Origin of the sequence: Streptomyces sp. NPDC048392, assembly GCF_043200575.1 — a bacterium.
Lineage (GTDB): Bacteria > Actinomycetota > Actinomycetes > Streptomycetales > Streptomycetaceae > Streptomyces.
Window position 1 is genome coordinate 47338 of the sequence record NZ_JBICYB010000021.1, and the last position, 24398, is coordinate 71735.

The 24398-nt window shown below is 72.1% G+C and carries 21 protein-coding genes and 3 pseudogenes; 14 read left to right on the top strand and 10 right to left on the bottom strand.

Annotation, left to right across the window (positions count from 1 at the left end):
• Positions 1–177 precede the first annotated feature (177 nt).
• Together ACGFYH_RS25120 and ACGFYH_RS25125 are read right to left on the bottom strand one after the other, a co-directional pair.
• A complete protein-coding gene (locus ACGFYH_RS25120; protein WP_393805487.1) occupies positions 178–1386 on the bottom strand; it encodes a Cmx/CmrA family chloramphenicol efflux MFS transporter in 1209 nt (402 codons plus the stop codon).
• A gap of 209 nt (positions 1387–1595) precedes the next feature.
• A complete protein-coding gene (locus ACGFYH_RS25125) occupies positions 1596–1949 on the bottom strand; it encodes a hypothetical protein (RefSeq protein ID WP_393805491.1) in 354 nt (117 codons plus the stop codon).
• A gap of 337 nt (positions 1950–2286) precedes the next feature.
• On the opposite strand from ACGFYH_RS25125, the gene ACGFYH_RS25130 reads away from it, so the two are divergent.
• From ACGFYH_RS25130 to ACGFYH_RS25140, 3 genes are read left to right on the top strand one after another with little or no spacing between them, the layout of a single operon-like run.
• Positions 2287–2475 (top strand): hypothetical protein, encoded by a 189-nt coding sequence (locus ACGFYH_RS25130; protein ID WP_393805419.1) that lies wholly within the window; start codon positions 2287–2289, stop codon positions 2473–2475.
• Positions 2472–3227 carry an SDR family NAD(P)-dependent oxidoreductase gene (locus tag ACGFYH_RS25135; RefSeq protein WP_393805420.1) on the top strand — a complete coding sequence of 252 codons (756 nt, stop codon included), beginning with the start codon at positions 2472–2474 and terminating at the stop codon, positions 3225–3227. The genes ACGFYH_RS25130 and ACGFYH_RS25135 overlap by 4 nt, the downstream gene beginning before the upstream one ends.
• On the top strand, positions 3224–4264 hold the full coding sequence (locus ACGFYH_RS25140) for an aldo/keto reductase (protein WP_393805421.1): 1041 nt from the start codon (positions 3224–3226) through the stop codon (positions 4262–4264). Before ACGFYH_RS25135 ends, ACGFYH_RS25140 begins: the two co-directional genes overlap by 4 nt.
• A 343-nt stretch (positions 4265–4607) precedes the next feature.
• Here ACGFYH_RS25140 and htpG read toward each other — a convergent pair whose 3' ends face one another.
• Positions 4608–6509: a molecular chaperone HtpG gene (htpG, locus tag ACGFYH_RS25145; RefSeq protein WP_393805422.1), complete on the bottom strand. Its 1902-nt coding sequence runs from the start codon at positions 6507–6509 to the stop codon at positions 4608–4610.
• A gap of 111 nt (positions 6510–6620) precedes the next feature.
• Here htpG and ACGFYH_RS25150 point away from each other — a divergent pair.
• The 7 genes and pseudogenes from ACGFYH_RS25150 to ACGFYH_RS25180 all read left to right on the top strand — a co-directional run.
• A pseudogene (locus ACGFYH_RS25150) lies at positions 6621–7281 on the top strand (SGNH/GDSL hydrolase family protein); the annotation flags it as partial.
• Positions 7282–7314: 33 nt separating this feature from the next.
• The gene (locus ACGFYH_RS25155) at positions 7315–8271 is read left to right on the top strand and encodes a GlxA family transcriptional regulator (RefSeq protein ID WP_393805488.1); all 957 of its coding nucleotides are present in this window, start codon (positions 7315–7317) and stop codon (positions 8269–8271) included.
• 144 nt (positions 8272–8415) lie between these two features.
• Positions 8416–9414, top strand: coding sequence for a type I glyceraldehyde-3-phosphate dehydrogenase (gene gap / locus ACGFYH_RS25160; protein ID WP_393805423.1), 999 nt, complete (start codon positions 8416–8418; stop codon positions 9412–9414).
• Positions 9415–9463: 49 nt separating this feature from the next.
• Positions 9464–9961: a peptidylprolyl isomerase gene (locus ACGFYH_RS25165; protein WP_393805424.1), complete on the top strand. Its 498-nt coding sequence runs from the start codon at positions 9464–9466 to the stop codon at positions 9959–9961.
• 140 nt (positions 9962–10101) lie between these two features.
• Positions 10102–11580, top strand: a complete 1479-nt coding sequence (locus tag ACGFYH_RS25170; RefSeq protein WP_393805425.1) for a glutamate--cysteine ligase — start codon at positions 10102–10104, stop codon at positions 11578–11580.
• 48 nt (positions 11581–11628) lie between these two features.
• On the top strand, positions 11629–12462 hold the full coding sequence (locus ACGFYH_RS25175; RefSeq protein ID WP_393805426.1) for a class II glutamine amidotransferase: 834 nt from the start codon (positions 11629–11631) through the stop codon (positions 12460–12462).
• A 308-nt stretch (positions 12463–12770) separates the two neighbouring features.
• Positions 12771–13709, top strand: a complete 939-nt coding sequence (locus tag ACGFYH_RS25180) for a TauD/TfdA dioxygenase family protein (RefSeq protein ID WP_393805427.1) — start codon at positions 12771–12773, stop codon at positions 13707–13709.
• A gap of 67 nt (positions 13710–13776) precedes the next feature.
• Here the strand turns inward: ACGFYH_RS25180 and ACGFYH_RS25185 are convergent, their stop codons facing one another.
• From ACGFYH_RS25185 to ACGFYH_RS25200, 4 genes are all read right to left on the bottom strand, one after another.
• A complete protein-coding gene (locus ACGFYH_RS25185; protein WP_393805428.1) occupies positions 13777–15597 on the bottom strand; it encodes a glycoside hydrolase family 2 protein in 1821 nt (606 codons plus the stop codon).
• A 70-nt stretch (positions 15598–15667) separates the two neighbouring features.
• Positions 15668–16567: a carbohydrate ABC transporter permease gene (locus ACGFYH_RS25190; protein WP_393805429.1), complete on the bottom strand. Its 900-nt coding sequence runs from the start codon at positions 16565–16567 to the stop codon at positions 15668–15670.
• Positions 16568–16569: 2 nt separating this feature from the next.
• Positions 16570–17511 (bottom strand): carbohydrate ABC transporter permease, encoded by a 942-nt coding sequence (locus ACGFYH_RS25195; RefSeq protein ID WP_393805430.1) that lies wholly within the window; start codon positions 17509–17511, stop codon positions 16570–16572.
• Positions 17512–17532: 21 nt separating this feature from the next.
• Positions 17533–18906, bottom strand: a complete 1374-nt coding sequence (locus ACGFYH_RS25200) for an extracellular solute-binding protein (protein WP_393805431.1) — start codon at positions 18904–18906, stop codon at positions 17533–17535.
• Between the two features lie 188 nt (positions 18907–19094).
• On the opposite strand from ACGFYH_RS25200, the gene ACGFYH_RS25205 reads away from it, so the two are divergent.
• Positions 19095–20150: a LacI family DNA-binding transcriptional regulator gene (locus ACGFYH_RS25205; protein WP_393805432.1), complete on the top strand. Its 1056-nt coding sequence runs from the start codon at positions 19095–19097 to the stop codon at positions 20148–20150.
• Between the two features lie 144 nt (positions 20151–20294).
• On the opposite strand, the pseudogene ACGFYH_RS25210 reads toward ACGFYH_RS25205, so the two are convergent.
• Positions 20295–20660 (bottom strand): annotated as a pseudogene (locus ACGFYH_RS25210) (GNAT family N-acetyltransferase); the annotation flags it as partial.
• A gap of 129 nt (positions 20661–20789) precedes the next feature.
• Here ACGFYH_RS25210 and ACGFYH_RS25215 point away from each other — a divergent pair.
• Positions 20790–21230, top strand: coding sequence for a hypothetical protein (locus tag ACGFYH_RS25215; RefSeq protein ID WP_393805433.1), 441 nt, complete (start codon positions 20790–20792; stop codon positions 21228–21230).
• 293 nt (positions 21231–21523) lie between these two features.
• On the opposite strand, the gene ACGFYH_RS25220 is transcribed toward ACGFYH_RS25215, so the two are convergent.
• Positions 21524–21973, bottom strand: a complete 450-nt coding sequence (locus ACGFYH_RS25220) for a GtrA family protein (protein WP_393805434.1) — start codon at positions 21971–21973, stop codon at positions 21524–21526.
• A gap of 217 nt (positions 21974–22190) precedes the next feature.
• On the opposite strand from ACGFYH_RS25220, the gene ACGFYH_RS25225 reads away from it, so the two are divergent.
• Entirely contained in the window at positions 22191–22766 is a 576-nt protein-coding gene (locus ACGFYH_RS25225) for a tellurite resistance TerB family protein (RefSeq protein ID WP_393805435.1), read from the top strand.
• Positions 22767–22790: 24 nt separating this feature from the next.
• A pseudogene (locus ACGFYH_RS25230) lies at positions 22791–22904 on the top strand (phosphotransferase); the annotation flags it as partial.
• On the opposite strand, the gene ACGFYH_RS25235 reads toward ACGFYH_RS25230, so the two are convergent.
• Positions 22901–24379 carry an alpha/beta hydrolase family protein gene (locus ACGFYH_RS25235; protein WP_393805436.1) on the bottom strand — a complete coding sequence of 493 codons (1479 nt, stop codon included), beginning with the start codon at positions 24377–24379 and terminating at the stop codon, positions 22901–22903. The pseudogene ACGFYH_RS25230 and the gene ACGFYH_RS25235 sit on opposite strands and share 4 nt — an antisense overlap.
• Positions 24380–24398: the final 19 nt, after the last annotated feature.

Here is a 24398-nt window from a genome sequence, read left to right on the forward strand (position 1 = left end):
CCCGCCCCCTCACCCGCCCCCGCCCTTGCCCTTGCCCCTGCCCTTGCCCTTGCCCTTGTCCTTGCGATGATCATGGGTGACGCCGGTTTCACGCCCCGGCGGGAGCCCGACTCCCGTGTGGTTTCCAGACACCGGCGAGTGTCCGGACTCGCGTGGGTGTCCGGACTCGCGTGGGCGTCACACCCGCTGGGTACGGTCCACGCCCGCGGTCTCGTGGGCCATGCCGCTCATCACGACGCGCGAGCGGGTGTGCAAGCGCAGGGAGACGGCGACGAAGGCGATCGCGACCAGGGTCATCGCCGCGCCCGCCCAGGCCGTGGCGGCGTATCCGAGGTCCGCGTCGATCACCGTGCCGCCGAGCCAGGGGCCACCGGTGTTGCCCAGGTTGAAGGCGGCGGTCGTCGTCGCGCCGGCCAGGGTGGGCGCGGCACCCGCGACGTTGAACATGCGCGCGTTGAGCGCGGGTGCCGTGTAGAACGCGGAGACGCCGAGCAGCAGTGACAGGGCGATCACGACGGCGGGGCTGGAGGCGAACAGCGCCAGCGCGGCCAGCAGCACCGTCGAGGCCGTGATGCCGGACAGGAGGACGCCGAACAGGTGCGCGTCGGCGACCCGGCCGCCGATCGTCGTGCCGATCAGGGCGCCGACGCCGAACAGCGCCAGCACGGTCGGCACCCAGCCGTCCGCCAGTCCCGCCACGTCGGTGAGGAGCGGCGCGAGGTAGGAGAAGGCGCAGAACACCCCGCCGGCGGCGAGCGCGGTCACGACGATGGACAGCCAGACCTGGCGGTCGCGGTAGATCGCCAGCTCGCCCCTGAGCCGGGGCCGCCGCTCGGGCAGCGGAATACGGGGGATCAGGGTCACCACACCGACGAGCGCGACGGCGGACGCGCCGCCCACGGCCCAGAACGCGGACCGCCAGCCCAGGTGCTCACCGAGGAAGGCGCCCGCCGGGACGCCGAGAACGTTGGCGACGGACAGTCCTCCGATCATCACGGCCATGGCGCGGGCCCGCGCGGTCACCGGCACCATCGCGATGGCCACGGCCGCGCCCACGGCCCAGAATCCGGCGCAGGCGAGCGCGCTCACGACCCGGGAGACGAACAGGACCTCGTAGCCGGTCGCGAGCGCACCCGCGACCTGGCCGAGGCCGAACACGGAGATCAGTGAGACCAGCGTGGTCCTGCGCGGCAGCCGCAGGGTCGCGACCGCGAGCAGCGGCGCACCGATCACCATGCCGATCGCGAACGCCGATATCAGCAGCCCGGCTTGCGGGATCGACACGTCCATGTCCTCGGCGATGGGCGGCAGCAGTCCGGAGAGCATGAACTCGCTCGTGCCGAGCGCGAAGACGGACAGGCCGAGGATGTAGACGGCGAGCGGCATGCGGGCAGCCGCGGGTCGTGGCGAAGTGTCGGGCATGACAGGTGTCAACGGTGCCCTGCTTCCCGCCATTCCCGCGCCGGGGCCGGTGTCCGGCGCGGCCACGGTGCCGTGCGCCACAGCCGGACGGCGATGCCCCTCGATGGGGCCGGTCGCCGATGTCGGAGCCCGGTTCGCCGTGTTGCCGTCCGCGGCTCGGCCCACGGGTCAGATCACCACCCGGCTCCGCGGCGCTTCCGGCTCCCCCGGCCGTATCTGCCCGCCCCGGATGGTCCCCGCCGGGCGCCACTCGCGTATCCGTGACTCTCGAAGCCCGTCTCGAAGGCCGTCTCGAAGCCCGTCTCGAAGGCCGTCTCGAAGCCCGTCTCGAAGGCCGCGAGCTCGGGCCGCACGAGCCGGCCGGCCGCCCCGGGGACCGCGGTGAGTGCGCCGGTCGGTCCGCGCGGCTGGACCGACGTCCGCACGGTCATCGACGTGCCGCCCTCCCCGACGGGCCGGAACCTCACCTCGCCCCGGCGGGCGTGGCGCCGTCCGAGGGTCCGCCGGGTCAGGCGCGAGTCGGGCACCCGGTCCAGGAACTCGGTTCGGGCGGGCCGGTGGACGCTCCTCCTCCGGTGTCTCCGAGAACACGGCGTTCGTCGTCGCGGGTGAGGGAGCGGGTTCGAAGCGCGCCAAGGCGGAGCAGCTCGGCATCCGCCCGGCCGTCCCGGAGGAGTTCGCCACGCTGGTCGCCGAGCTGCTCGGCCGGGCTCGCGGCGGATGGCGTCCGGCACTCCATGTCCTACGGGGTTCGCCGGCCCCGCCAGACGCACGTTGACGACGTGCGACCCTTGACATGGTGATCACCTGGCCACACCATCGATGGCGGCGTCATCCTGGGCGATCCAGGGAAGGACGTGCCTCGTGGCCACGGCACGCGTCATCGACGTCGACGTGGTCGACATCCGCTTCCCCACCTCGCGCTACGTGGCTCCGACGGCGCCCGGCTTCTCCTCCCAGCCGCATGCCGACTCGATCGCGGCCCACCGGTGTCCGGACGGTGTCTTCCGGGCCGCCGACCTCGCCCAACGGCGGAAGGGGACGAACCGATGAGTGAGCTGTCCGTGCTCAGGGCCCCGTTGGCCGGCGGTGAATCCGGCATCGGCGGGGCCACCGCGGGGCTGCTGGCCGCCCGGGGCGCGGAGGTCGCCGTACTGGACCACGACCCGGCACCGGTGGACCAGCCCGTGCGGGGTCACGCCGCGGACGTGTCCGACGACGCCTCGGTGCGCTCCGCCGTCACCGCAGCGGCCCACGACCTCGGCGGTGTGGACACCCTGGTCAACAACGCCCGTGTCGGCGCGATCGGCACGGTCGAGGACAACGAAGACGCCGAGTGGCACCGGGTCCCCGACGTGAACGTCCTCGGCATGGTCCGCACCGCCCGTGCGGCCCTCCCCCGTCTGCGGGCCTCCGCGCAGGCGGCGGTCGTCAACACCTGCTCCGTCGCGGCCACGGCGGATCTGCCGCAACGGGCCCTGTACAGCACCAGCAAGGGCGCGATCCTGTCCCTGACGCCGGCCATGGCCGCGGACCACATCCGGGACGGCATCCGCGTCAACTCCGTGACCCCCGGCACGGCGGACACGCCCTGGATCGGCCACCTCCTCGACCGTGCACCCGGCCCGGCGGCCGAGCGGGCCGCGCTCGAGGCCCGTCAGCCCCTGGGACGGCTGGTCAGTGCCGAGGAGGTCGCCGCGGCCATCGTGTACCTGGCGAGCCCGTCCGCCACCTCGGGCACGGGCACCGCCCTCGCGGTGGACGGTGGAACGCAGGGGCTGCGGTCGCGGCCGGAGGGGCGGTGACACGGCCGGGCGGGACCGGTGCCGGTCCGTCGCTGCCGAGCCGCACCCTCGGCCGCAGCGACGTGTCCGTCACCGCCCTCGGCTTCGGCGCCGCGGCCGTCGCCGGTCTCTACACGCCCGTGGGTGAGGAGGAGGCGGCGGCCACCGTGGACGCCGCCTGGGCGGCGGGCGTCCGCTACTTCGACACCGCCCCGCACTACGGGCTCGGCCTGTCGGAACGCAGACTCGGGGCGGCTCTGCGGGACAGGCCCCGGGACGATTTCACCCTGTCGACGAAGGTGGGACGGGTGCTCGTCCCGCACGACGGCGGCGGGGACGACCTGGCCAACGGCTTCGCCGTACCGGCCACGCACCGGCGGCGGTGGGACTTCAGCGCCGACGGTGTGCGCCGCTCTCTGGAGCAGAGCCTCACCCGTCTCGGGCTCGACCGCGTCGACCTGGTCCTGCTGCACGATCCGGACGACCACGAGGAACAGGCGTTCCGGGAGGCCTGTCCGGCGCTGGAGGATCTGCGGGCACAGGGCGTGGTCCGGGCGATCGGCGCGGGTATGAACCGGACCCGGATGCTGACGCGCTTCGTCACGGACACGGACGTCGACGCCGTGTTGTGCGCCGGGCGCTACACCCTGCTCGAACAGGGCGCGCTGGAGGACCTGTTGCCGGCCGCGGCGGCCGCCGGCAAGAGCGTGATCGTGGGCGGTGCCCTCAACTCCGGCCTGCTGGCCGACCCGTCGCCGGGTGCCACGTACGACTACGCCGCGGCGCCCGCGCAACTCCTGCGCCGGGCACGGCGGATGCGTGATCTCACCGAGGCACGCGGGGTGCCGCTGCGGGCGGCCGCGGTCCGCTTCCCCCTCGGGCATCCGGCCGTCGCCTCCGTCCTCGTCGGGCCGCGGTCGGCCGCGCAGGTCCGCGACGCGGTCGAGCACTTCAACCGGCCTCTGCCGGACGCCGTATGGGAAGGTCTGCGCACGGAGGGACTGCTGCGGGCCGGGGTGCCGGTGCCTGCCGCGACACCTGTCGGAAGGCAGGCCTGACCGGCGTCCGCGACGGCAGGCCGGCCGCGGGCCGGAGTCACTTCTCCGCCGGCCGCGGCCGGCCCCCCTCTCACCACCACGCACCCGCGCGCTCCCCGGCGGTCCGTGCGGCAGACGCCGTCGCCCGGCTCGGGACTCCGCCCGGGCCGACCGGCGGCCGTAGCCACAGGCCCGCCCAGGTGCGATCCCGCCTCCTGCCGACGTGCCCGGCATCGAGGCGAACCGGTGGCACACGGTGTCCACCGCGCCCCTTGGACCCGGGGTGTTGCGGCGACCACCGGAACCCGAGACCGCCTCGGGCCCCATGACGTGACCGGGCGCGGGTGCGGGTGGGGGGCGGGTGCTACACGGTGCGCTCCAGGCGGTCGGCCATCAACTGCACGAACCTGGCGGGCTCCTTGGGCCGGCCGCCCTCGGCGAACACGGCGAGGGCGTGCAGCAGTTCGGCGGTCTCGGTGAGTCCGGTGCGGTCCGCCCGGTCGGTCCAGGCCCGGTTCAGGGTCCTCACCAGCTGGTGCTCCGGGTTGAGTTCGAGGATCCGCTTGGCGCCGGGAACCTCCTGGCCCATCGCCCGGTACATGTTCTCCAGGGCGGGCGTCAGCTCACCCGCGTCGGAGACGACGCAGGCCGGCGAGACGGTGAGGCGGGAGGAGAGACGGACCTCCTTGACATCCTGGCCCAGGTGCTGAGTCATCCAGCCGAGCAGCCCGGCGTACTCCTCGCCCTGCTTCTCCTTCTCGGCGTCGCTCTTCTCGTCCTCGGTGCCGGAGAGGTCGATCTCGCCCTTGGCCACCGAGCGCAGCGTCCTGCCCTCGTACTCCCCCACGGCGTCGACCCAGACCTCGTCGACGGCGTCGGTGAGCAGGAGCACCTCGACGCCCTTGGCCCGGAAAGCCTCCATGTGCGGGGAGTCCTCGATGGCCCGACGGGACTCGCCCGTCATGTAGTAGATGTCGTCCTGCCCGTCCTTCATCCGCTCCACGTAGCTCTTCAGCGAGGTGGGCTCGTCGGCGTCGTGCGTGGACGCGAACGAGCACGCGGCGAGGATCGCGTCCCGGTTCTCGGAGTCGGTCACCAGCCCTTCCTTCAGCACCGCGCCGAACTCGCGCCAGAACGTGGCATAGCGGTCCGGAGCCGACGTCCTGAGGTCCTTGACCGTCGAGAGGACCTTCTTCGTCAGACGGCGCTGGATCATCCGGATGTGGCGGTCCTGCTGGAGGATCTCGCGGGAGACGTTGAGCGAGAGGTCCTGGGCGTCGACGACGCCCTTGACGAAGCGGAGGTAGGGCGGGAGCAGTTCCTCGCAGTCGTCCATGATGAAGACGCGCTTCACGTAGAGCTGGACGCCGCGCTGGTAGCCCTGCGTGAACAGGTCGTGCGGGGCGTGCGCGGGCACGAAGAGCAGGGCCTGGTACTCGAAGGTGCCCTCCGCCTGGAGCCGGATGGTCTCCAGCGGGTCGCGCCAGTCGTGGCCGATGTGCTTGTACAGCTCGTGGTACTCGTCCTCGGACACCTCGTCGCGCGGGCGCGCCCACAGGGCCTTCATCGAGTTGAGCGTCTCGGCCTCGCGGGCCCCGGCTGCGTCGTCGCCCGGCTCCGGCACCAGGCGGACGGGCCAGGTGATGAAGTCCGAGTACCGCTTGACGATCTCCTTGATCTTCCAGGCGGACGTGTAGTCGTGGAGCTGGTTGTCGGAGTCGGCCGGCTTGAGGTGCAGGGTGACGGCGGTTCCCTGCGGGGCATCGTCGAGCCGCTCCAGGGTGTAGGTGCCCTCGCCCTTCGAGGTCCAGCGGGTGCCCTGGGTCTCGCCGGCGTGCCGGGTGACGAGGGTCACCTCGTCCGCCACCATGAAGGCGGAGTAGAAACCGACGCCGAACTGGCCGATGAGCCCGTCGGCCCCCGCGGCGTCCTTGGCCTCGCGCAGCTCTTCGAGGAACTTGGCGGTGCCGGAGTTGGCGATGGTGCCGATCAGCCGGGTGACCTCGTCGTACGACATGCCGATGCCGTTGTCCCGCACGGTCAGTGTGCGGGCGTCCTTGTCGGTCTCCAACTCGATGTGCAGGTCGCTCACGTCGGCGCCGGGGGCGTCGTCGCGCAGGGCGGCGAGGCGGAGCTTGTCCAGCGCGTCGGAGGCGTTGGAGACGAGCTCGCGCAGGAAGACATCCTTGTTCGAGTAGACGGAGTGAATCATCAGCCGCAGGAGCTGACGCGCCTCTACCTGGAACTCAAACGTTTCGGTCGACATGGCTGGTGAGTACCTCACAGGTCCGCAAATCGTCTGCACTGGCCTGAGTAACTCTAGAACAGCGCGGGCGGCCGTCGAGGCCGGTCAGAGCCTTCCGGCCGGGCAGCCTCCGTCATCGCCACCACGACGGGCGCCCGCCTCAAGGACGTCACCTGCGGCGCGGCCCGGACCGCCGACTTCACCCGGGCCCAGTACCCGGGCGTCGCGCCGGGTGGAGGCGCTGAACGCCGGCACGGACCTGGTCACGCTGACCGTCGGCGGCAACGACGACAACACGTTCGCCAACGCCGTCACGGCCTGCGGATCGGCCGGTGTCCTCAGCGGCGGCGAGAGCAGCCCCTGCAAGGACAAGCACGGCACGTCGTTCGACGACCGGATCGAGGCCGACACCTACCCGGCGCTCAAGGCCGCCCTGAGCGCGGTGCGCGCCGAGGCGCCGGGCGCCCGGGCGGCGGCCCCGGGGTATCCGTGGATCACCCCGGCGACCGCCGAACCGTCCTGCTTCGCGAAACTGCCGATCGCCGCCGGAGACGTGCCCTACCTGCGGAGCACCCAGGCGCACCTCGACGCCGTCGTCGAGCGCGCCGCCGGGGACACCGGCGTCACGTACGTCGACTTCTCCGGGGTCTCCGACGGCCATGACGCCTGCGACGCCCCCGGCACCCGCTGGACCGAGCCCCTCCTGTTCGGCCGCAGCCTGGTGCCCGGCCACCCCAACGCCCCCGGCGAGCGGCGCATGGCCGAACACACGATGAGCGTCCTCGGCCTGGACCGACTCCCGTACGCCCCCGCGTACGCTTTCCCCGTGCCGTCCTCCCGCCTGCGCCGCGTCGCCGTCCTCGTGCTCGAAGGCGCGAAACCGCTCGACGTCGGCATTCCGGCGCAGGTCTTCACGACGCGCGCGAGCATGCCGTACGAGGTGCGGGTGTGCGGTGCGACGCCCGGCCTGGTGACCGGCGGCGACGGCCTGTCGTACCACGTCGCCCACGGCCTCGACACGCTGGCGTGGGCCGACGTGGTCTTCCTCCCCGGTTACCGGACCCCCGACGTCGACGACCCGCCGCGGAGCGCCGTCGCGGCGCTGCGGGCGGCCCACGGCCGGGGCGCGCGGCTCGCCGCCATCTCCACCGGTGCGTTCGCACTCGCCGCCACGGGTCTGCTCGACGGCAGGCGGGCCACCACGCACTGGCACTACACGCGGGCGCTCGCGGCGAAGCATCCGCTCGTGCGGGTCGACGAGAACGTGCTGTTCGTGGACGAAGGCAGCGTCCTGACGTCCGCGGGCGCCGCCTCGGGCATCGACCTGTGCCTGCACATCCTGCGCGGCGACCTCGGGGTGGCCGCGTCGAACCACGCGGCCCGGCGCCTGGTGGCGGCCCCCTACCGCAGCGGCGGCCAGGCCCAGTACGTGCCGCGCAGCGTGCCCGAGCCGCTCGGTGAGCGGTTCGCCGCCACCCGCGAGTGGGCACTGCGCCGGCTCGGTGAGCCGCTCACCCTGGAGACGCTTGCCCGGCACGCGGCGGTGTCGGCGCGCACCCTCTCCCGGCGCTTCGTCGAGGACACCGGGTACACGCCGATGCAGTGGATCATGCGTGCCCGTATCGACATGGCCCGTGAGCTGCTCGAACGCTCGGAGCGGGGCGTCGAACAGATCGCCGCCGACGTCGGCCTGGGCACCGGTGCGAACCTGCGGCTGCACTTCCAGCGCATCCTCGGCACCACGCCCAGCGAGTACCGGCGCACCTTCGCCCAGGGCGAGTAGCCGAGCCTCGCACCGTCACGCGTGCCGTCACGCGTGTCTGGCGGGATCCTTTCGAACCGTGGCACTCACGCCGCTGCCAGGCGCGGGCGGCGCGCGCGAGCCTGGTGACGTAGAACCTGTGACGGACGAAGGGACATATCACTCATGACTCGCATCGGTATCAACGGATTCGGCCGCATCGGGCGCAACGTGCTGCGCGCGCTGCTGGAACGCGACACCAAGCTCGAGGTCGTCGCCGTCAACGACCTCACGGAGCCCGCCGCCCTGGCCCGCCTGCTCGCCTTCGACTCGACGGCCGGCCGGCTCGGCCGCCCGGTGACCGTCGACGGGGACACCCTCGTCGTCGACGGGCACCGCATCAAGGTGCTCGCCGAGCGCGAGCCGGCCCGGCTGCCGTGGGCGGAGCTCGGCGTCGACATCGTGCTGGAGGCGACCGGCCGCTTCACCTCGGCCGACGCCGCCCGCGCCCACCTCACCGCGGGCGCCCGGAAGGTCCTGGTCAGCGCGCCGTCGAGCGGTGCCGACGTGACGCTCGCGTTCGGCGTGAACACCGACGCCTACGACCCGGCCACGCACACGATCGTCTCCAACGCGTCCTGCACCACCAACGCCCTCGCGCCGCTCGCGGCGGTGCTCGACGAGCTGGCCGGCATCGAGCACGGCTTCATGACGACGGTGCACGCCTACACGCAGGAACAGAACCTCCAGGACGGTCCGCACCGCGACCCGCGCCGCGCCCGCGCCGCCGGGGTGAACATCGTGCCGACCACGACGGGCGCCGCCAAGGCGATCGGTCTCGTGCTGCCGGGCCTCGACGGGAAACTGTCGGGCGACTCGATCCGCGTGCCGGTCCCGGTGGGTTCGATCGTCGAACTCAACACGACGGTCGCCCGCGACGTGACGCGCGAGGACGTGCTGACGGCCTACCGCACCGCGGCCGAGGGGCCGCTCGCCGGTGTGCTGGAGTACTCGGCCGACCCGCTGGTCTCCTCCGACATCACGGGCAACCCGGCCTCGTCGATCTTCGACTCGGCTCTCACCCGTGTCGAAGGCCGTCACGTCAAGGTGGTCGCCTGGTACGACAACGAGTGGGGCTTCTCGAACCGCGTGATCGACACCCTCGGCCTGCTCGCCACACGCTGAAGGGGCAGCCGGTTCGGCATCACCGGGGGTCGCACGTCACAATGGTGCGATGAGCAATTCCAAGGTTTACTTCGACATCGACATCGACGGCCAGGATGCGGGCCGCATCGTCTTCGAACTCTTCGAGGACGTCACCCCCAAGACCGCCAGGAACTTCATCGAGCTGTCCACCGGCGAGCACGGCTTCGGCTACGCGGGTTCCCCCTTCCACCGCGTGATCCCGCAGTTCATGCTCCAGGGCGGTGACTTCACCCAGGGCAACGGCACCGGGGGCAAGAGCATCTACGGCGAGAAGTTCGCGGACGAGAACTTCCAGCTGAAGCACACCGACCCGTACCTGCTCTCCATGGCGAACGCGGGTCCGAACACCAACGGCTCGCAGTTCTTCGTCACCACCGTCCCCACCCCGTGGCTGGACGGCAAGCACGTCGTCTTCGGCAAGGTCGTCGAGGGGACGGACGTGGTCGACAAGATCGAGGGCTACGGCTCCTCGCCGTCGGGCCGCACCTCCGCGAAGATCACGGTGCGGGAGTCCGGCAGGCTCTGAGGGCCGGTGGCCACAAGAGGACCGGAACCGACGGGGTCCGCCGCACACGGTGCGGCGGGCCCCGTCCCGTCTGGTGGGGTGGGCCGGGTGGTGCGACGCTGGGGTGGAGAGCGTCCGATGAGGGCAACCCGGGAGGACCGATGGGACGGGACGTCCCGGCGCTGGTCTTCACCCGTGAGGACCGCCGCCGGTACCGGATCAAGATGCAGGAGTGCCTGGAGGCCTTCGCCCAGATGCTGCGCGAGTCGCGGTTCGAGGCCGAGCGGCCCCAGGTGGGTCTGGAGATCGAACTGAACCTGGTCGACGACCTGGCCGAGCCGGCGATGCGCAACAGCGACGCGCTCGAAGCGATCGCGGACCCCGCCTGGTCCACCGAGCTGGGCCGCTTCAACCTGGAGATCAACATCCCGCCCCGGCGGCTGACGGCTGGGGGCCCCGACGCCTGGGAGACGGAGATCCGCGCCGCCCTCAACCACGCCGAGGACCGCGCCCGGTCGGTCGGCGCCCACCTGATCATGGTCGGCATCCTGCCCACCCTGCGCCAGTCGGACGTGGGCGAGGCTGCCCTGTCGGAGAACCCGCGCTACCGGCTGCTCAACGACCAGGTGTTCGCGGCCCGGGGCGAGGACCTGCACATCGAGGTGGACGGTGTCGACCGCCTGCGCACCTACGCGGACACGATCACACCGGAGGCCGCCTGCACCAGCACCCAGTTCCACCTCCAGGTCACCCCGGAGGAGTTCCCTGACTACTGGAACGCCGCGCAGGCCATCGCGGGCGTCCAGGTCGCCCTGGCGGCCAACTCGCCCTTTCTGCTGGGCAAGGAGCTCTGGCACGAGAGCCGTATCCCCCTGTTCGAGCAGGCCACGGACACCCGGCCGCAGGAGATCAAGGCCCAGGGGGTCAGGCCCAGGGTGTGGTTCGGCGAGCGGTGGATCAACAGCGTCTTCGACCTGTTCGAGGAGAACCTGCGCTACTTCCCGGCGCTGCTGCCCCTGTGCGACGAGCAGGATCCGGCCGAGACCCTCGACCGCGGCGACATCCCCGAACTGGGCGAACTCACCCTGCACAACGGCACCATCTACCGCTGGAACCGGCCGGTCTACGCCGTCGCCCACGACAAACCGCACGTCCGCGTGGAGAACCGGGTCCTGCCCGCAGGACCGACCGTCGCCGACACCCTCGCCAACGGCGCCTTCTACTACGGGCTCACCCGCGCCCTCGTGGAGGAGGAGCGGCCGGTGTGGTCGCGGATGTCCTTCTCGGTCGCCGAGGACAACCTGCACACGGCCGCCCGGCACGGCATCGAGGCCCGGCTGTACTGGCCCGGTGCGGGCGAGGTGACCGTGCCCGAACTGGTCCTGCGCCGGCTGCTGCCGCTGGCGCACCGGGGGCTGGAGCTGTCGGGCATGGACTCCGCGTGGCGGGAGCCGCTGCTCGGCATCATCGAGCAGCGGTGCGTCACCGGCCGCAACGGCGCGGTCTGGCAGAAGGAGATGTTCCACCACATCGACGCCACCGCCCGGCCGGGCCGCCACGAGGCCCTGCGCCGGATGACCCAGCAGTACATGGACTACATGCATCTCAACGCCCCGGTCCACACCTGGCCGGTCGACTGACGTCCGGCATCCCGCGCGGCACCGCCCACGAGAGGGAGGCTGCAGACGATGTGCCGATGGCTCGCCTACTCGGGAACCCCCGTGCTGCTCGAGACCATCCTGTACGAGCCAGAGCACTCGCTGATCGACCAGAGCCTGCACTCCCGCCTGGGCGTGGAGACGACCAACGGGGACGGGTTCGGCGTCGGCTGGTTCGGCCCGGAGATGCGCACACCCGCGATCGTCCGGGAGGTCGGTCCGGCGTGGAGCAACCGCAACCTGCGGGAGATCGCCGGTCATGTCCGCTCGCCCCTGTTCTTCGCGCACATCCGCGCCTCGACCGGCAGCGCGGTGCAGCAGACCAACTGCCATCCGTTCCGGCACGGCCGCTGGATGTGGATGCACAACGGCGCGATCGCCGAGTTCCACCGGGTACGGCGCGATCTCGCGCTCGCCGTCGATCCGCGGCTCTTCCTCGACATCGAGGGGTCGACGGACTCGGAGATGATGTTCTTCCTGGCGCTCACCCTGGGTCTGGAGCGGGATCCGCCGGGGGCCGTCGCGCGGATGGCGGGGCTGGTGGAGGAGATCGGTCACGAGCACGGGGTGGAGTACCCGCTGCAGATGACCGTCGCCGTGACCGAGGGGCGGCGGCTGTGGGCCTTCCGCTACTCCAGCCAGGGAGCCTCGCGCTCACTCTACTACAGCACCGCCGTCGAGACGCTGCGGGCCCTCCATCCCGGGATGCCGTTCCTGCGGCAGGCGTCCGACGACACCCGGCTGATCGTGTCGGAACCGCTGGGCGACCTGCCCGGCGTATGGAACAAGGTGCCCGAGAGCAGCTACGGGGTGGTCCAGCCGGAGGGCGACGACCTGCTGCCCTTCGTTCCCCGGCAGCCCTGAACCGCTTCGGCCCCGTTGACAGGGGCGGGGGGAGGATCACACAATCGGTGCCATGACCACATACCGGTTCGGCACCACGGCGGGCTGTCCCCGCGTGCCCGAGCGGACCGGCTGTGAGCGCTCCGGCCGATAACGGCCCTCTTCGCACCGACGACCCGACGCCCGACGCGTCGTAGTCCGTCGGTCTTCTCTCCGGCCCACGGCCCGGAGCACCCGTAGCACCTTCGTTTCCCCGGCCGTCCGGCGGCGGCCCCTCGCCGCCCCATGGCCGGACCTCACGCGTACCACCACCCGAGGAGAGGACTTCCATGTCCGTCACGGCCACCGGCCCGAGCACCGTCCTGCGCGAAGCACGCATCCCGGCGGACGGCATCTACGAGGGCCGGCGCACGTTGCGCCGACTGCCCGAAGGGTGGGAGGACCGCCCCTACGAGCGCTTCGAGGCCGTCCCGCAGGCGCGCACCATCGGCGCCGAGATCCGGGGCGTCGACCTCTCGCGCCCGCTCACTCCCGCGCTGCGCGAGGAGCTGAACCGCGCCCTGCTGGAATGGAAGGTGCTGTTCTTCCGCGCCCAGCACCTCACGTCCGGGCAGCAGCGCGACTTCGCGGGCCGCTGGGGGCCGCTGGAGACCAACCCGCTGCTCGCGGCCGGTTCCAGCGCGGACGTCGTCCGGTTCGACAAGGGCGCCGGGGCGGCCCCGACGTACGAGAACGTGTGGCACACCGATGTCACCTTCCGCGAGCGGCCCGCGCTCGGTGCCGTGCTCCAGCTGCGCGAGGTCCCGCCGTTCGGCGGGGACACGATGTGGGCGGACATGGCTGCGGCCTACGACAACCTGCCCGCGGAGGTGAAGGACCGCATCGACGGTGCGCGGGCCGTGCACGACTTCATCCCGGGCTTCGCGCGGTTCTACGGGCCCGAGCGGCTGCTGCCGCACCAGGACCTCCTGCCGCCCGTGGAGCACCCCGTCGTGCGCACGCACCCCGAGACGGGGCGGCGCATGCTGTTCGTCAACACGTCCTTCACCACGCACATCACCGGGATGGACCGGGACGAGAGCGACCGCCTGCTGCGCTTCCTCTTCCAGCAGGCGCACGTGCCGGAGTACCAGGTGCGGTTCCACTGGCAGCCCGGCGACGTCGCCTTCTGGGACAACCGGGCCACGCAGCACTACGCCGTGGGTGACTACGGGTCCGAGCGCCGCGTCGCCGAACGCGTCGCCATCGAGGGCGACCGTCCGTTCTGACCCCGCGCGGCCGGGGGCCGGCGGCGGCGGTCCCGGGCCGGTCTCCGGCCCCCGGCCCCCGGCCGTGCTAGGCCTCCGGCTCCTCGATCGCCGCCGGACGCAGCTGGGCGGCGCGGATGCGGGCGACGTCGAGCTTCTCGCCGCGGTCGAAGCGGTAGATGCCGTTCTGCTCCTGGAAGACGTCGGTCAGCTGGGTGTAGCAGTAGCCGAACATGTCACGGTCCCCGAGCAGCACCTCGGTCAGGCCGCTGAACCGCTCGTGGAACTCGTCCTCGTCGCGCACCCGTTCCCCGTACCCCCAGGAGGCGGTGCGGTCCTCGCCGGAGCGGTCGGCGGCCGCCTCGGGGTCCCACCAGATGCCGCCGAACTCACTGACGAAGTACGGCTGGCCGCGGTAGTGCCGGGAGTAGGGGGTGCCGTCCTTGTGGGCGTTGGCGAACGGCGCCTCCTTGGCCAGGCCGGACATCAACTGACGGAAGGCGGCGGGGTCCTGCTCGTAGTGGTGGGAGTCGTAGATGTCCGTCTCGGCGACCCGGTGGGCGTAGCCGGACGCGTCGACGACCGGGCGGGTGGTGTCCATGGCCTTGGTGGCCAGGAACATCGCGCGGGTCACGTCGTCGAGCTGTGTGATGCGGTCGTGCAGCTTCTGGTAGGTCTCGTTGAGCGGGCACCAGCCGATGATCGAGGGGTGCGAGTAGTCGCGCTCCAGCGCCTCCAGCCACTGGGCGACGTAGGAGGCGTCGGGTTTCTGGTTGTCGCCCGAGGAGCCGCCCGTCTCGCAGCCCCAGTCGCCGAACTCGCCCCAGACCAGGTAGCCGAGGCGGTCGGCGTGGTGCAGGAAGCGCTCCTCGAAGACCTTCTGGTGCAGCCGGGCGCCGTTGAAGCCGGCCGCCATGGCCAGCTCGATGTCCCTCGCCAGGGCCTCGTCGGTGGGGGCGGTCATCAGCCCGTCCGGGTACCAGCCCTGGTCGAGGACGAGACGCTGGAAGAGCGGGCGCCCGTTGAGGAGGACGGCCTTGCCCCGCAGCCCGACGGCGCGCAGGCCCGCGTAGCTCTCGGCACTGTCGGCCACCTGGCCGGCGGTGTCGAGGAGTTCGAGGCGCAGGTCGTACAGGTGGGGGTCGTCCGGGCCCCACTCGCGCCGCCGGTCGTGCGGCACCGGCAGGTGCAGCCGCGGGGCGAGGTCCAGGTCGGCGCGGGCCTCGGCGCGGCTGACCTCGCCGTCGGCGTCGCTGAGGACGGCGCGTACCCGGTGTCCCGGGCGGTTGCCGGACAGGGGCAGTTCGAGGTGGAAGGCGGAGCCCGCCAGGTCGGGGGTGATGCGGGGGCGGCGCAGGTGGGTCTCGGGGACGGGCTCCAGCCACACGGTCTGCCAGATGCCGGTGACCCGGGTGTAGTTGCAGTCGTGGTTGGCGTACCGGATCGCCTGCTTGCCGCGCGCCTGCGGGCCGGACTTGGGATCGCGGGCCCGCACGGTGACGACGACCTCCTCCCCCGCCCCGGCGATGTCGCCGAGGTCGGCCGTGAAGGGGGTGAAACCGCCGCGGTGCCGGGCGACCTCCCGGCCGTCGGCCCACACGGTGGTGTCGTGGTCGACGGCGCCGAAGTGCAGCAGCACGCGGCGTCCGGCCCAGGCGGCCGGCGGCGTGATGGCCCGCCGGTACCAGACGGCCTCCAGGAAGTCCGTGTCACCGATGCCGGACAGCTCGGACTCGGGCGGGAAGGGGACGAGGATCTCGTCGCGCAGCTCGCGTTCGAGCAGACCGCGTTCGAGACCGCTGTCCCCCCGGTCGGTCTCGAACTGCCAGGCGCCGTTCAGGTTGAGCCAGTCGCGGCGCACGAACTGCGGTCGCGGGTACTCCGGGCGCGGTACGGAGTGAGAGGGCACACATGCTCCAGTCGATCGGCGGCCCGGCGCGAGCACCGGACCGGGTGTACAGCCGTGGGGATGTCGCGGTTCAGGAACCGCCGAAGCCGGTGGTGGCGACGGAGTCGACGATGCGGCGCTGGTAGAGGAGGAAGACCACGACCAGCGGCAGCGCGGCCAGGAGCGCGGCGGCCATGGACTGCGCGTACTGGATGCCGTAGGCGTCCTTCACGGTGGCCAGGCCCACCGGGAGGGTCATCAGGTCGGGGTCGTTGGTGACGATGAAGGGCCACATGAAGTTGTTCCAGGCGCCGATGAAGACGAAGATCGCCACGGCGGCCACGACCGGCCGCGAGAGCGGCAGCACGATCGACCGGAACACCCGGAGTTCGGAGGCGCCGTCGATCCGGGCCGCCTCCTCCAGCTCCTTGGGAATGCCGTCGAAGAACCGCTTGAGGATGAACACCATCATCGGGGCGACGACCTGGGGCAGGATGACGGCCGCGTAGGTGTCGACCATGTTGAACAGGGTCATCTGGTCGAACAACGGCACGACGAGCAGCTGCGGCGGGACCATGATGGCGGCCACCGTGACGCCGAGCAGCGCCCGGCGGCCCCGGAAGGTGCCGCGCGAGAAGCCGTAGGCGGCGAGGGTGGAGACCACCACGGTGATCAGCGTGACCAGACCGGCGATCAGAAGACTGTTGAAGGCCCAGACGGGGACGTTCCCGCGTTCCAGGATCCGCTGGTAGGCGTCGAGGGTGAAGGCGCCCTTGAACGGGGACAGTCCGGTGGTGTTGATGTCCTCCTCGCTCTGGACGGACGTGATGATCGCCCAGGCGAACGGCACCAGCCAGACGACGGCGAGGACGACGAGGGCCGTTCCGGCCAGGAGGCGGGGCGTCCGGCCGTGGCCGAGGAGCAGGGGGGAGCCGGCCGCTTCGCGGGGTGGACGGCGCCGGGCGCGGAGGGTGGGGACGGTGGCGGACACGGTCAGTCCTCCCGGCGGAAGAGGCGGAGCTGCACGAGCGAGACGAGGACGATCAGGGCGAAGAAGAGGTACGAGACGGCGGAGGCGTAGCCGAGGCGGTAGCCGGTGAAGCCGACGTCGTACACGTACTCGAGGACGGGGCGGGTGGAGCCGTTGGGTCCGCCCTTGGTGAGGATGTAGATCTGGTCGAAGACCTTGAGGGAGGCCAGGACCTGGAGCATGGCCACGAGGCCGGTCGTCCTGCGCAGCTGCGGCAGGGTGATGGACCACAGGCGGCGCCAGGCGCCGGCCCCGTCGAGCGCCGCCGCCTCGTCGAAGGTCGTGGGCAGGGACTGGAGGGCCGCGAGGTAGAGCAGGAAGTTGAAGCCGACCGTCCACCAGACGGTGAGGGCGGCGACGGACCACATGGCGACGGACTCGTCGGACAGCCAGCCGACCGGTGCCATGCCGAGGGTGTCCAGAAGCTGGTTGCCCAGGCCCAGTTCCGGCTGGTAGAGCCAGGTCCAGATCATGGTCACGACGGTCACGGGCAGCAGGTAGGGGGCGAAGAACGACAGCCGCCACGCCCACTGCCCGGCCAGTCCGCTGTGCACCAGCAGGGCCATCGCGAGCGCGACGAGTACCAGCGGCACGCTTGAGATGAGGGTGAAGAAGACGGTGTTGCCGAGGCTGCTCCACACGTCCGGATCGCCGAGGGCCTCGGTGTAGTTGTCGAAGCCGACGAAGTGCGTGTCGCGCAGGGCGAGCGAGCTGTCGGTGAGGCTCATCCAGAGGCCCTGCACGACCGGCCAGACCATGAAGAGGCCGAACACGAGCAGGAACGGCAGGACGAACACGAGCCCGTTGCCGGAGCGTACGCGGCTCAGGGCGGTGCGGCGACCGCCCGCCGGAACAGCGGGCGAGCCGGTCCGCTCCTCGGTGCCCGGGGTCGCGGTGGTGGTCACGTCGGTCACTCCTTCTGCTGGTCAGGCCACCGGGTTGGGCTGCCGCAGCAGCGTGTCCGCCTCACGGACCATCTGCCGTACCGCCTTTTGGGCGGACGTGTTGCCCAGCAGCGCCGACTGGAGCGGCTGACACATCCGGTTCTGGAAGTTCGAACCGGCACCGGCGAACCAGTTGGGCGGGTCGAGCACCGCCACCTTCGCGGCGTCCGCGTAGGAGGACTGCGGGTCGAGTGCCGCGTACTCCGGCTCCGCGAGGACGGGCTGGTACGCGGGGATGTGTCCGGCGCCCGCCCAGGTGAGGCTCTGCTTGAGTATCTGCGCGACGTACCGGTGGGCCTCGCGGCGCCGGGCCGGGTCGGGGCTGTCCTGGTGCGGAAGGACGAAGCTGTGGCTGTCGGTGTAGACGGCCGGCTTGTCGAAGACCTGCGGGAAGGGCGCGGCACCCAGCTCGATGCCGGACTTCTTCAGCGTCGGCAGTTCCCACTCGCCGAGCATCGCCATGCCGCCGCGGCCGCTGGTGAAGGCGGCCAACGCCCCGTTGTAGTCGAGGTTGTCGGGGTTGGTCTTCCCGTCGAAGAGCCGCGTCATGAGGGTTACGACGCGGACGGCGGCGTCGACGTCGATCTTCGGCGGCCCGCCGTCCGGCAGGCTGAACTCGGCGCCGGTCTGCGCGTAGAGGCCGGCGAACAGGCGCCAGTTCTGCGCCGTGTCGGTGACGTGGCCGAACAGGACGCCCGACTCGCCGGTCGCCTCGGCGAGGGCCTTGCCCGCCTCCAGCAGGGCCTCGGGGGAGCCCATGGGGGCCAGTTCGCCCGAGGGGTCCAGGAGCCCGGCCTTCTCCGCGGCCTTCTTGTCGTAGAACACGATGAAGGGGTGGACGTCCAGCGGGATCGCGTAGACGGTCCCCTCGTGCTGCGTCCGCGACCACACCGCCGGTGTGAAGTCCGTGCTCGTGACGCCGAACTCGGCGAGCAGGTCCAGGTCGAAGGCGTCCAGCAGGCCGCCGGGCGCGTAGCCCGCCAGCCGGGACAGGTGCAGGGCGGCCACGTCGGAGGCCCGGCCGCCGGCCGCGGACATGGCGAGCTTGGTGTAGTACGAGGGTCCCCAGTCCAGGATCGTACGGTCGATCTCGAAACCCCTGGCGCCGTCGGCCCCCTTGGACACGGCCTCGATCATGTCGTCCATCAGCATGCCGTCGCCGCCCTGGAACAGGTCCCAGACGCTCAGCGCGGACGCCCCGGAGGCCGAGGCCGGTGAGGCGCAGCCGGACAGCGGCCCGGTGGCGAGCAGGGCTCCCGCCCCGGCCGTGGCGTGACGCAGCAACCGGCGGCGGCTGGGGCGGCGGACCGGGTCGGGCACGGCCGGCACCCCCTGAGCGGGCAGACGGGAACTCATCGCGGACCTTTCGACGGCCGGAGCTCATGCGGTGGCTCGTTTTTACATCGATGTACATCGGCTGTAAAGAGCTGAGACCGCTGATCCGTGCCGGTGACCGGAAGATCGTTGCGGTGCGGACCTGCGCCGAGGCCACCACCGCACCGGGACATAGACTCGGGCAGCGCGAAAGAGGCAGGGAGGTCTCGGTGGCACGGCCCAGGATCAAGGACGTCGCACGTCATGCCGGCGTTTCGGAGAAGACGGTGTCCAACGTCATCAACGACTACGCCCACGTCTCCGACCGGACCAGGCAGGTGGTGCGGGAGGCCATCGAGCAGCTCGGCTACCGCGTCAACCTGGCCGGCCGCCACTTGCGCAAGGGCCGGACCGGCATCATCGCGCTCGTCGTCCCGGAACTGGACATACCGTACTTCGCGGAGCTGGCCCGGCATGTCATCCGCGAGGCCGAGGAGTGCTCCCTGACCGTCCTGATCCACCAGTCCGGGGCGGACCGCGCCCATGAGCTGGCGGCACTGGCCGGGTTCGGCTCCACCTTCGTGGACGGGATCATCCTCAGTCCGCTCGCGCTGACCGCCGACGACCTGCGCGACCGCACGGGCTTCCCGCCCACCGTGCTGCTCGGGGAGCTGCTGGAGGAGGGCGCCGACCATGTGGCCATCGACAACGAGAGCGCGGCACGCGAGGCGACCCGCCACCTGATCGGCCTCGGGCGGCGCACCGTCCTCGCCGTCGGCGGGACCGACGCCCCGGGCCTGGGGACGGCTCAGGCCCGCACCCGGGGCTATCGTGCCGCCCTGGCCGAGGCGGGCATCGCCTTCGATCCGGCCGCCCTGCTGCCGGTCGGCTCCTTCCGGATGCCCGACGGCGCGCGGGCCGTGACGCGGGCACTGCGGGAGGGCGCGCGACCCGACGCGCTGCTCTGCCTCAACGACCAACTGGCGCTGGGGGCGTTGCGCGCGCTGCACGAGCACGGGGTGAGGGTGCCCGAGGACGTCGCCGTCGTCGGTTTCGACGACGTGGAGGGCGGGCGGTTCAGCGTACCGACGCTGAGCACGGTGGCTCCCGACAAGGCGGCGGTGGCCAAGGTGGCCGTGCAACTGCTCCAGCACCGCATCGAGGAGGCGACGGCACCGGACGGCGTGCGGGACGGCGCCGATGCGCGGATGCAGGCGCCGCAGGACCGCATCGTGGCGCACCGGCTCGTCCTGCGGGAGAGCACGGAGGGCCACACCCGGCGCTGACGGGCCGACCGGGCGGCCGGCCCGTGTGGGCCTCGGCGCGGTCGGCACTCACGGAGGAGGCCCCGGTCCGGGGGCCCGCCGCGGGGTCGCGTCCGGTCCGGCGCCGTCAGGCGATCACGGTCTCCCAGGTGTCGACCGCGAAGTGGAGTTGAGACGCAGGTGGACGACGGCGCGCTCCGCGCCGTTCGCCCGTGCCTTGGCCAGGGCGCGGGCTTCCATGGCCACCAGCATGCGCAGCCCGGTCAGCTGGTGGTCGGGCAGCACGTCGTGGTCGATGCCGACGCGCTCGCCGGACTCCTCCCACAGCAGCCCGTACGCCACCAGCCGGCCGTCGTCGAAGGCGAGCCAGGAGTCCTCGGCCGGGTCGGTCCGCGGATGCTTCAGGTCGGCCTCGACGGTGAGGTGGTCGGCCTCGGGCCTGCCGATCTCGATCCGGTCTATCTCGTTGAGGAGTCCGGTGATGGCGGGGGCGTCGGCAAGAGTGGCCGGCCGCAGGTCGGCGGGGGACATGAGGAACAGGGTCGGGGGCGGCGGTCGGCGCCGCAACGGAATTCCCCCCGCGAGGGAGTGACGTAGTGCGGCGAACCGGGGGCATACGGATGTCCCGAGGCCCTCTCCCCCGACCCCCGGGAGTTCCCTGTGACGCCGAGCCTGCGCACCGCCCGCGCGTGCCGTGCCGCCGCCGCGCTCCTCATCGTCGCCGCCGGATACGCGGCCGCCCACCACCCCTGGCTGGCCCTGCCCGGCCTGTACGCCGCCGCCGTGTTCGCCTGGTGCGCCGCCCGTGAGGGCGCGGAGCACCGGCGAAGGACCGTACGGGCACAGCGGGCCGAGCTCTTGGCCCGCCCCCGTCTGCGCGACCCGCTCGGACCCGGTCTCCAGCCGTGCTGCGCGTTCTGGCGGTACTCCGACGCGGTCCTGCACGGTCCGGAGTGCACCCGCCCCGCCGCGGCCAGCCTGTCCCCGGGCGACGGCTGCTGCGAGCGGTGGTGGACGTCTCTCGGCGCACGGCACGACGTGGACTGCCGCCGTCACACCGGCGCCCCGGACCCTGGCCGCGCCCGGCCTGCCCCGCAGTAGCCGTCGGCGGCCTGTTGCGCCGCCCGCGCGGCGGCTCCGGACCGGCCGCCGCCGGTCCGGGACCGGCTGTCTCCCTTCGCCTCACCGCTACGGTCGAGGGTCAGCACCTGCTCGCCGGGGCCACGCCAACGGCCGGCCCCGGTCTCCGGTGGCGTGGGGGCGGGACGGGCCGCTCCCGGGCAGGGCGACCGGGGAGCCCGAGGGTGACCAAGACCGGGTCACGCGAGGCGTCCCGCGGCGGCTTCGGTACCTGACGCACCGGGCCGGCGCGTGCGGGGCCCGGCGGCGGAGGGTCAGCCGCGTCGGTGTCCGGGGACCCGGAAGACGGCCATCCGCAGGACGACGAAGCGTACGACGGTGACGGCGACGGACGTGACGGCGAGGACCGCGGTCTCGGCGGCGGGCGAGGTATCGGGGTGCTGGCGCCTGAACCACAGCACGGCGCCGGAGGTGACCAGATAGCCGAGCAGGAAGAGGCCGCCCGCTCCCAGGTGGGCACGCCCCGGCCCGGTGGCGGCGTGCCGGAACGTCAGCCGCCGGTTCGCTTCGGTGTTCAGCACCGTCAGTACGAGGAGGGAGACCAGGTTGGCGACGGCCGGGGGCCACCACACGCGCATCCCCCAGTACAGCAGCGCCTGCCCCGCGGTCGACACGACGCCGATCGCGACGAACCAGCCGGCCTCCCGCGACCACACCGTCCGCCGCGCGGCGGGAGCGGACCGCGAGACAGGGGACCCGGCCACCGAGGGCCCCTTCAGCCAAGCCACACCACACGCCCCCACCCGGTAGACCGACCGCCAACTCCCTGGTCGCGCAGCCTACTACGGCACCACCAGGAGCTTTGCCTTTTCTTTGCTTTTGGGGAACCCTGTGACCCCCGGGCACGTTCGACAGGGTGACCGCCGGAGATCGCGGCCGGGGGCAGACCGATACGCAGCAACAGAGGCCGAGGTGGCACGCGTGGCGATGTGGGACAAGATCAAGGACCAGGCCAAGACCTTCCAGCAGTCCCAGGGGGCTCGGGGAGCAGGCGGATCCGGGCAGGGTTCGCACGGACCCGCGGGCGTCGGCAGGTCGGGCTCGCCCTCCGGCGGTTCCAAGGCTCAGCTGATCGGGATGTTCAAGTCCCAGCTCGCCTCGGCCAAGGCCGAACTGAAGAGCGGTGCCTACCGGGACGCCAGCATGGCCATGTGCGCGCTGGTCGCCGCGGCGGACGGACAGGTGGAACCGGCGGAGCGGCAGCGTGTGGAGGAGCTGATCGTCTCCAACGAGGTGCTGCAGAATTTCCCGGCGGACCAGCTCCGCCAGCGGTTCAACCAGCATGTGGACCGGCTCCTCGCCAACTTCGAGCAGGGCAGGGCGGAGACCCTCCAGGTGATCGCCAAGGCCGCCAAGAAGCCGGCGGAGGCCCGTGCGGTCGTCCAGACCGGCATGGTGGTCGCCGGGGCGGACGGCACCTTCGAACCGTCCGAGCAGTACGCCATCCGCGAGGCCTGCACCGCGCTGGGCATCGCACCCTCGGAGTTCGGCGTCTGAACACTCGCTCCCGGGCTCGACCGCCGCACCCTCTCCCGGGCGCCGATCGCGCTGCCGTACTACCGGAAGACCAACCCCGCGATGGCCGGCAACGCCCGCCACGTCATCCGGGCGGTGCGGACGGAGCAGGGCCGCTAGGGGGCGATCCCCACGCCGTCGATCCTGCTCCACGCCCGCTCCTGAGCGGCTGTCATGGCGGGCCAGGCGAGGCCGCCCGGCCGGGGCCGCACCCGGGAGGCGTACGAGGAGGGGCGGAAACCGGGGTCGTAGAAGCAGCCCTCGCCGTACGTCACGTCGAAGGCGGCGCAGGAGGCGGCGAGCGAACGCGGGCTCGGCTTGCGGCCCGTGCGCGCCCAGGCGTCCAGCGCGACGATGGAGTTGGCGTACTCGGAGTCGCTCAGCGAGCTGTGCTCGTGCTCCTTCGTGAACGTCTGGACGAGGTTCCCGCCCCGGCCGGCGCCGCGGAGGGTGGCGCGGTAGGCCGCCTCGTGCTCCACGAACGCCGTCGGGTCGTCGATGGCGTGCAGAGTGAGGACGGGAAGGTCGACCTTGCCGGTGAGGTCACTGTCGTAGGAGAGGTCACGGCGTGCCGAGGGGTCGGCCGAGAAGCGCTCGACGCCCGCGTTGAGCGCCTTGTCGTCGTGCGAGCCCGTGTACCGCACGCCCCGGTTGCTCCACGGGTTCCGCCCGCCGAGCCGGTTCGTCACGATGTCCCGGAACGTGAAGGTGGCGAATCGCAGGTGTGATTCCAGGGTGCGCTCGGGAATGCCCGTGACGGCGAGGATGTCGTCGAGGTTGCGCTGTTGCGACGCGGTCCGCTCCGCCGGTTCGGAGGCGTAGCCCGTGCACTCCTGCAGGCGGGAGCGCAGCCCGGCCGACGTCATGGTGGAGCCGGGGCGCACCCCCTGCCACAGGGGGTACTGCGGCTCGGTCGGACGCGGATGGTTGTGGCAGTAGTACTGGTAGACCGCCCGCAGGTCCACGCGGTAGTCGTAGCCGCGCGAACCGCCGCCGAGGACCCCGCTGGTCAGCAGTACTCCGTCGTAGGCGCCGGGCCGCCTGCCGTAGGTCTCCGCGACCTTGGCGGCGACGTCCCCGCCCCAGGACTGGCCGTGCAGGTAGGTGCGTTCCGGCCGGCCGAACCGGTCGGCGAACAGGCGGCGCACGCTCTCGGTGTCGGCGGCCGCCATGCGGGCCCCGTAGCCGCCGCGCCGGTAGGAGGAGCCGGCCCAGGCGTATCCCTGGTCGACCATCACCGCCCAGCGTTCCAGGTCCTCGGTGCTGCGGGCCGGGTCGGAGGCGTCGCCGAGGCCGGGTCCGCCGTGGGCGTGCACGACGAGTGATCCGTTCCAGCGGTCCGGCACGGCCATCGTGTAGGAGGCGCCGTTGCTGTCCTGGCCGGTGTAACAGGTGGCCTTTTCGGCCAGAGCCGGCGGACAGTCGGCGGCCACCGGCTGCCCGGCCCCCACCTGCCCGGCCGCGTGTGCGGGGGCGGCGGTGACGTTGCCGAGGGTACAGAGGAGGACGGCGGCGAGGGCCGCCGCGGCCACCGCCGGGCGGCTTCCGCGGTGCGTGGCCCGGGTGTCGTGCCGGTGAGCGTCGGGTGTGGTCAAGGTGCGGCTCCTGTACGTG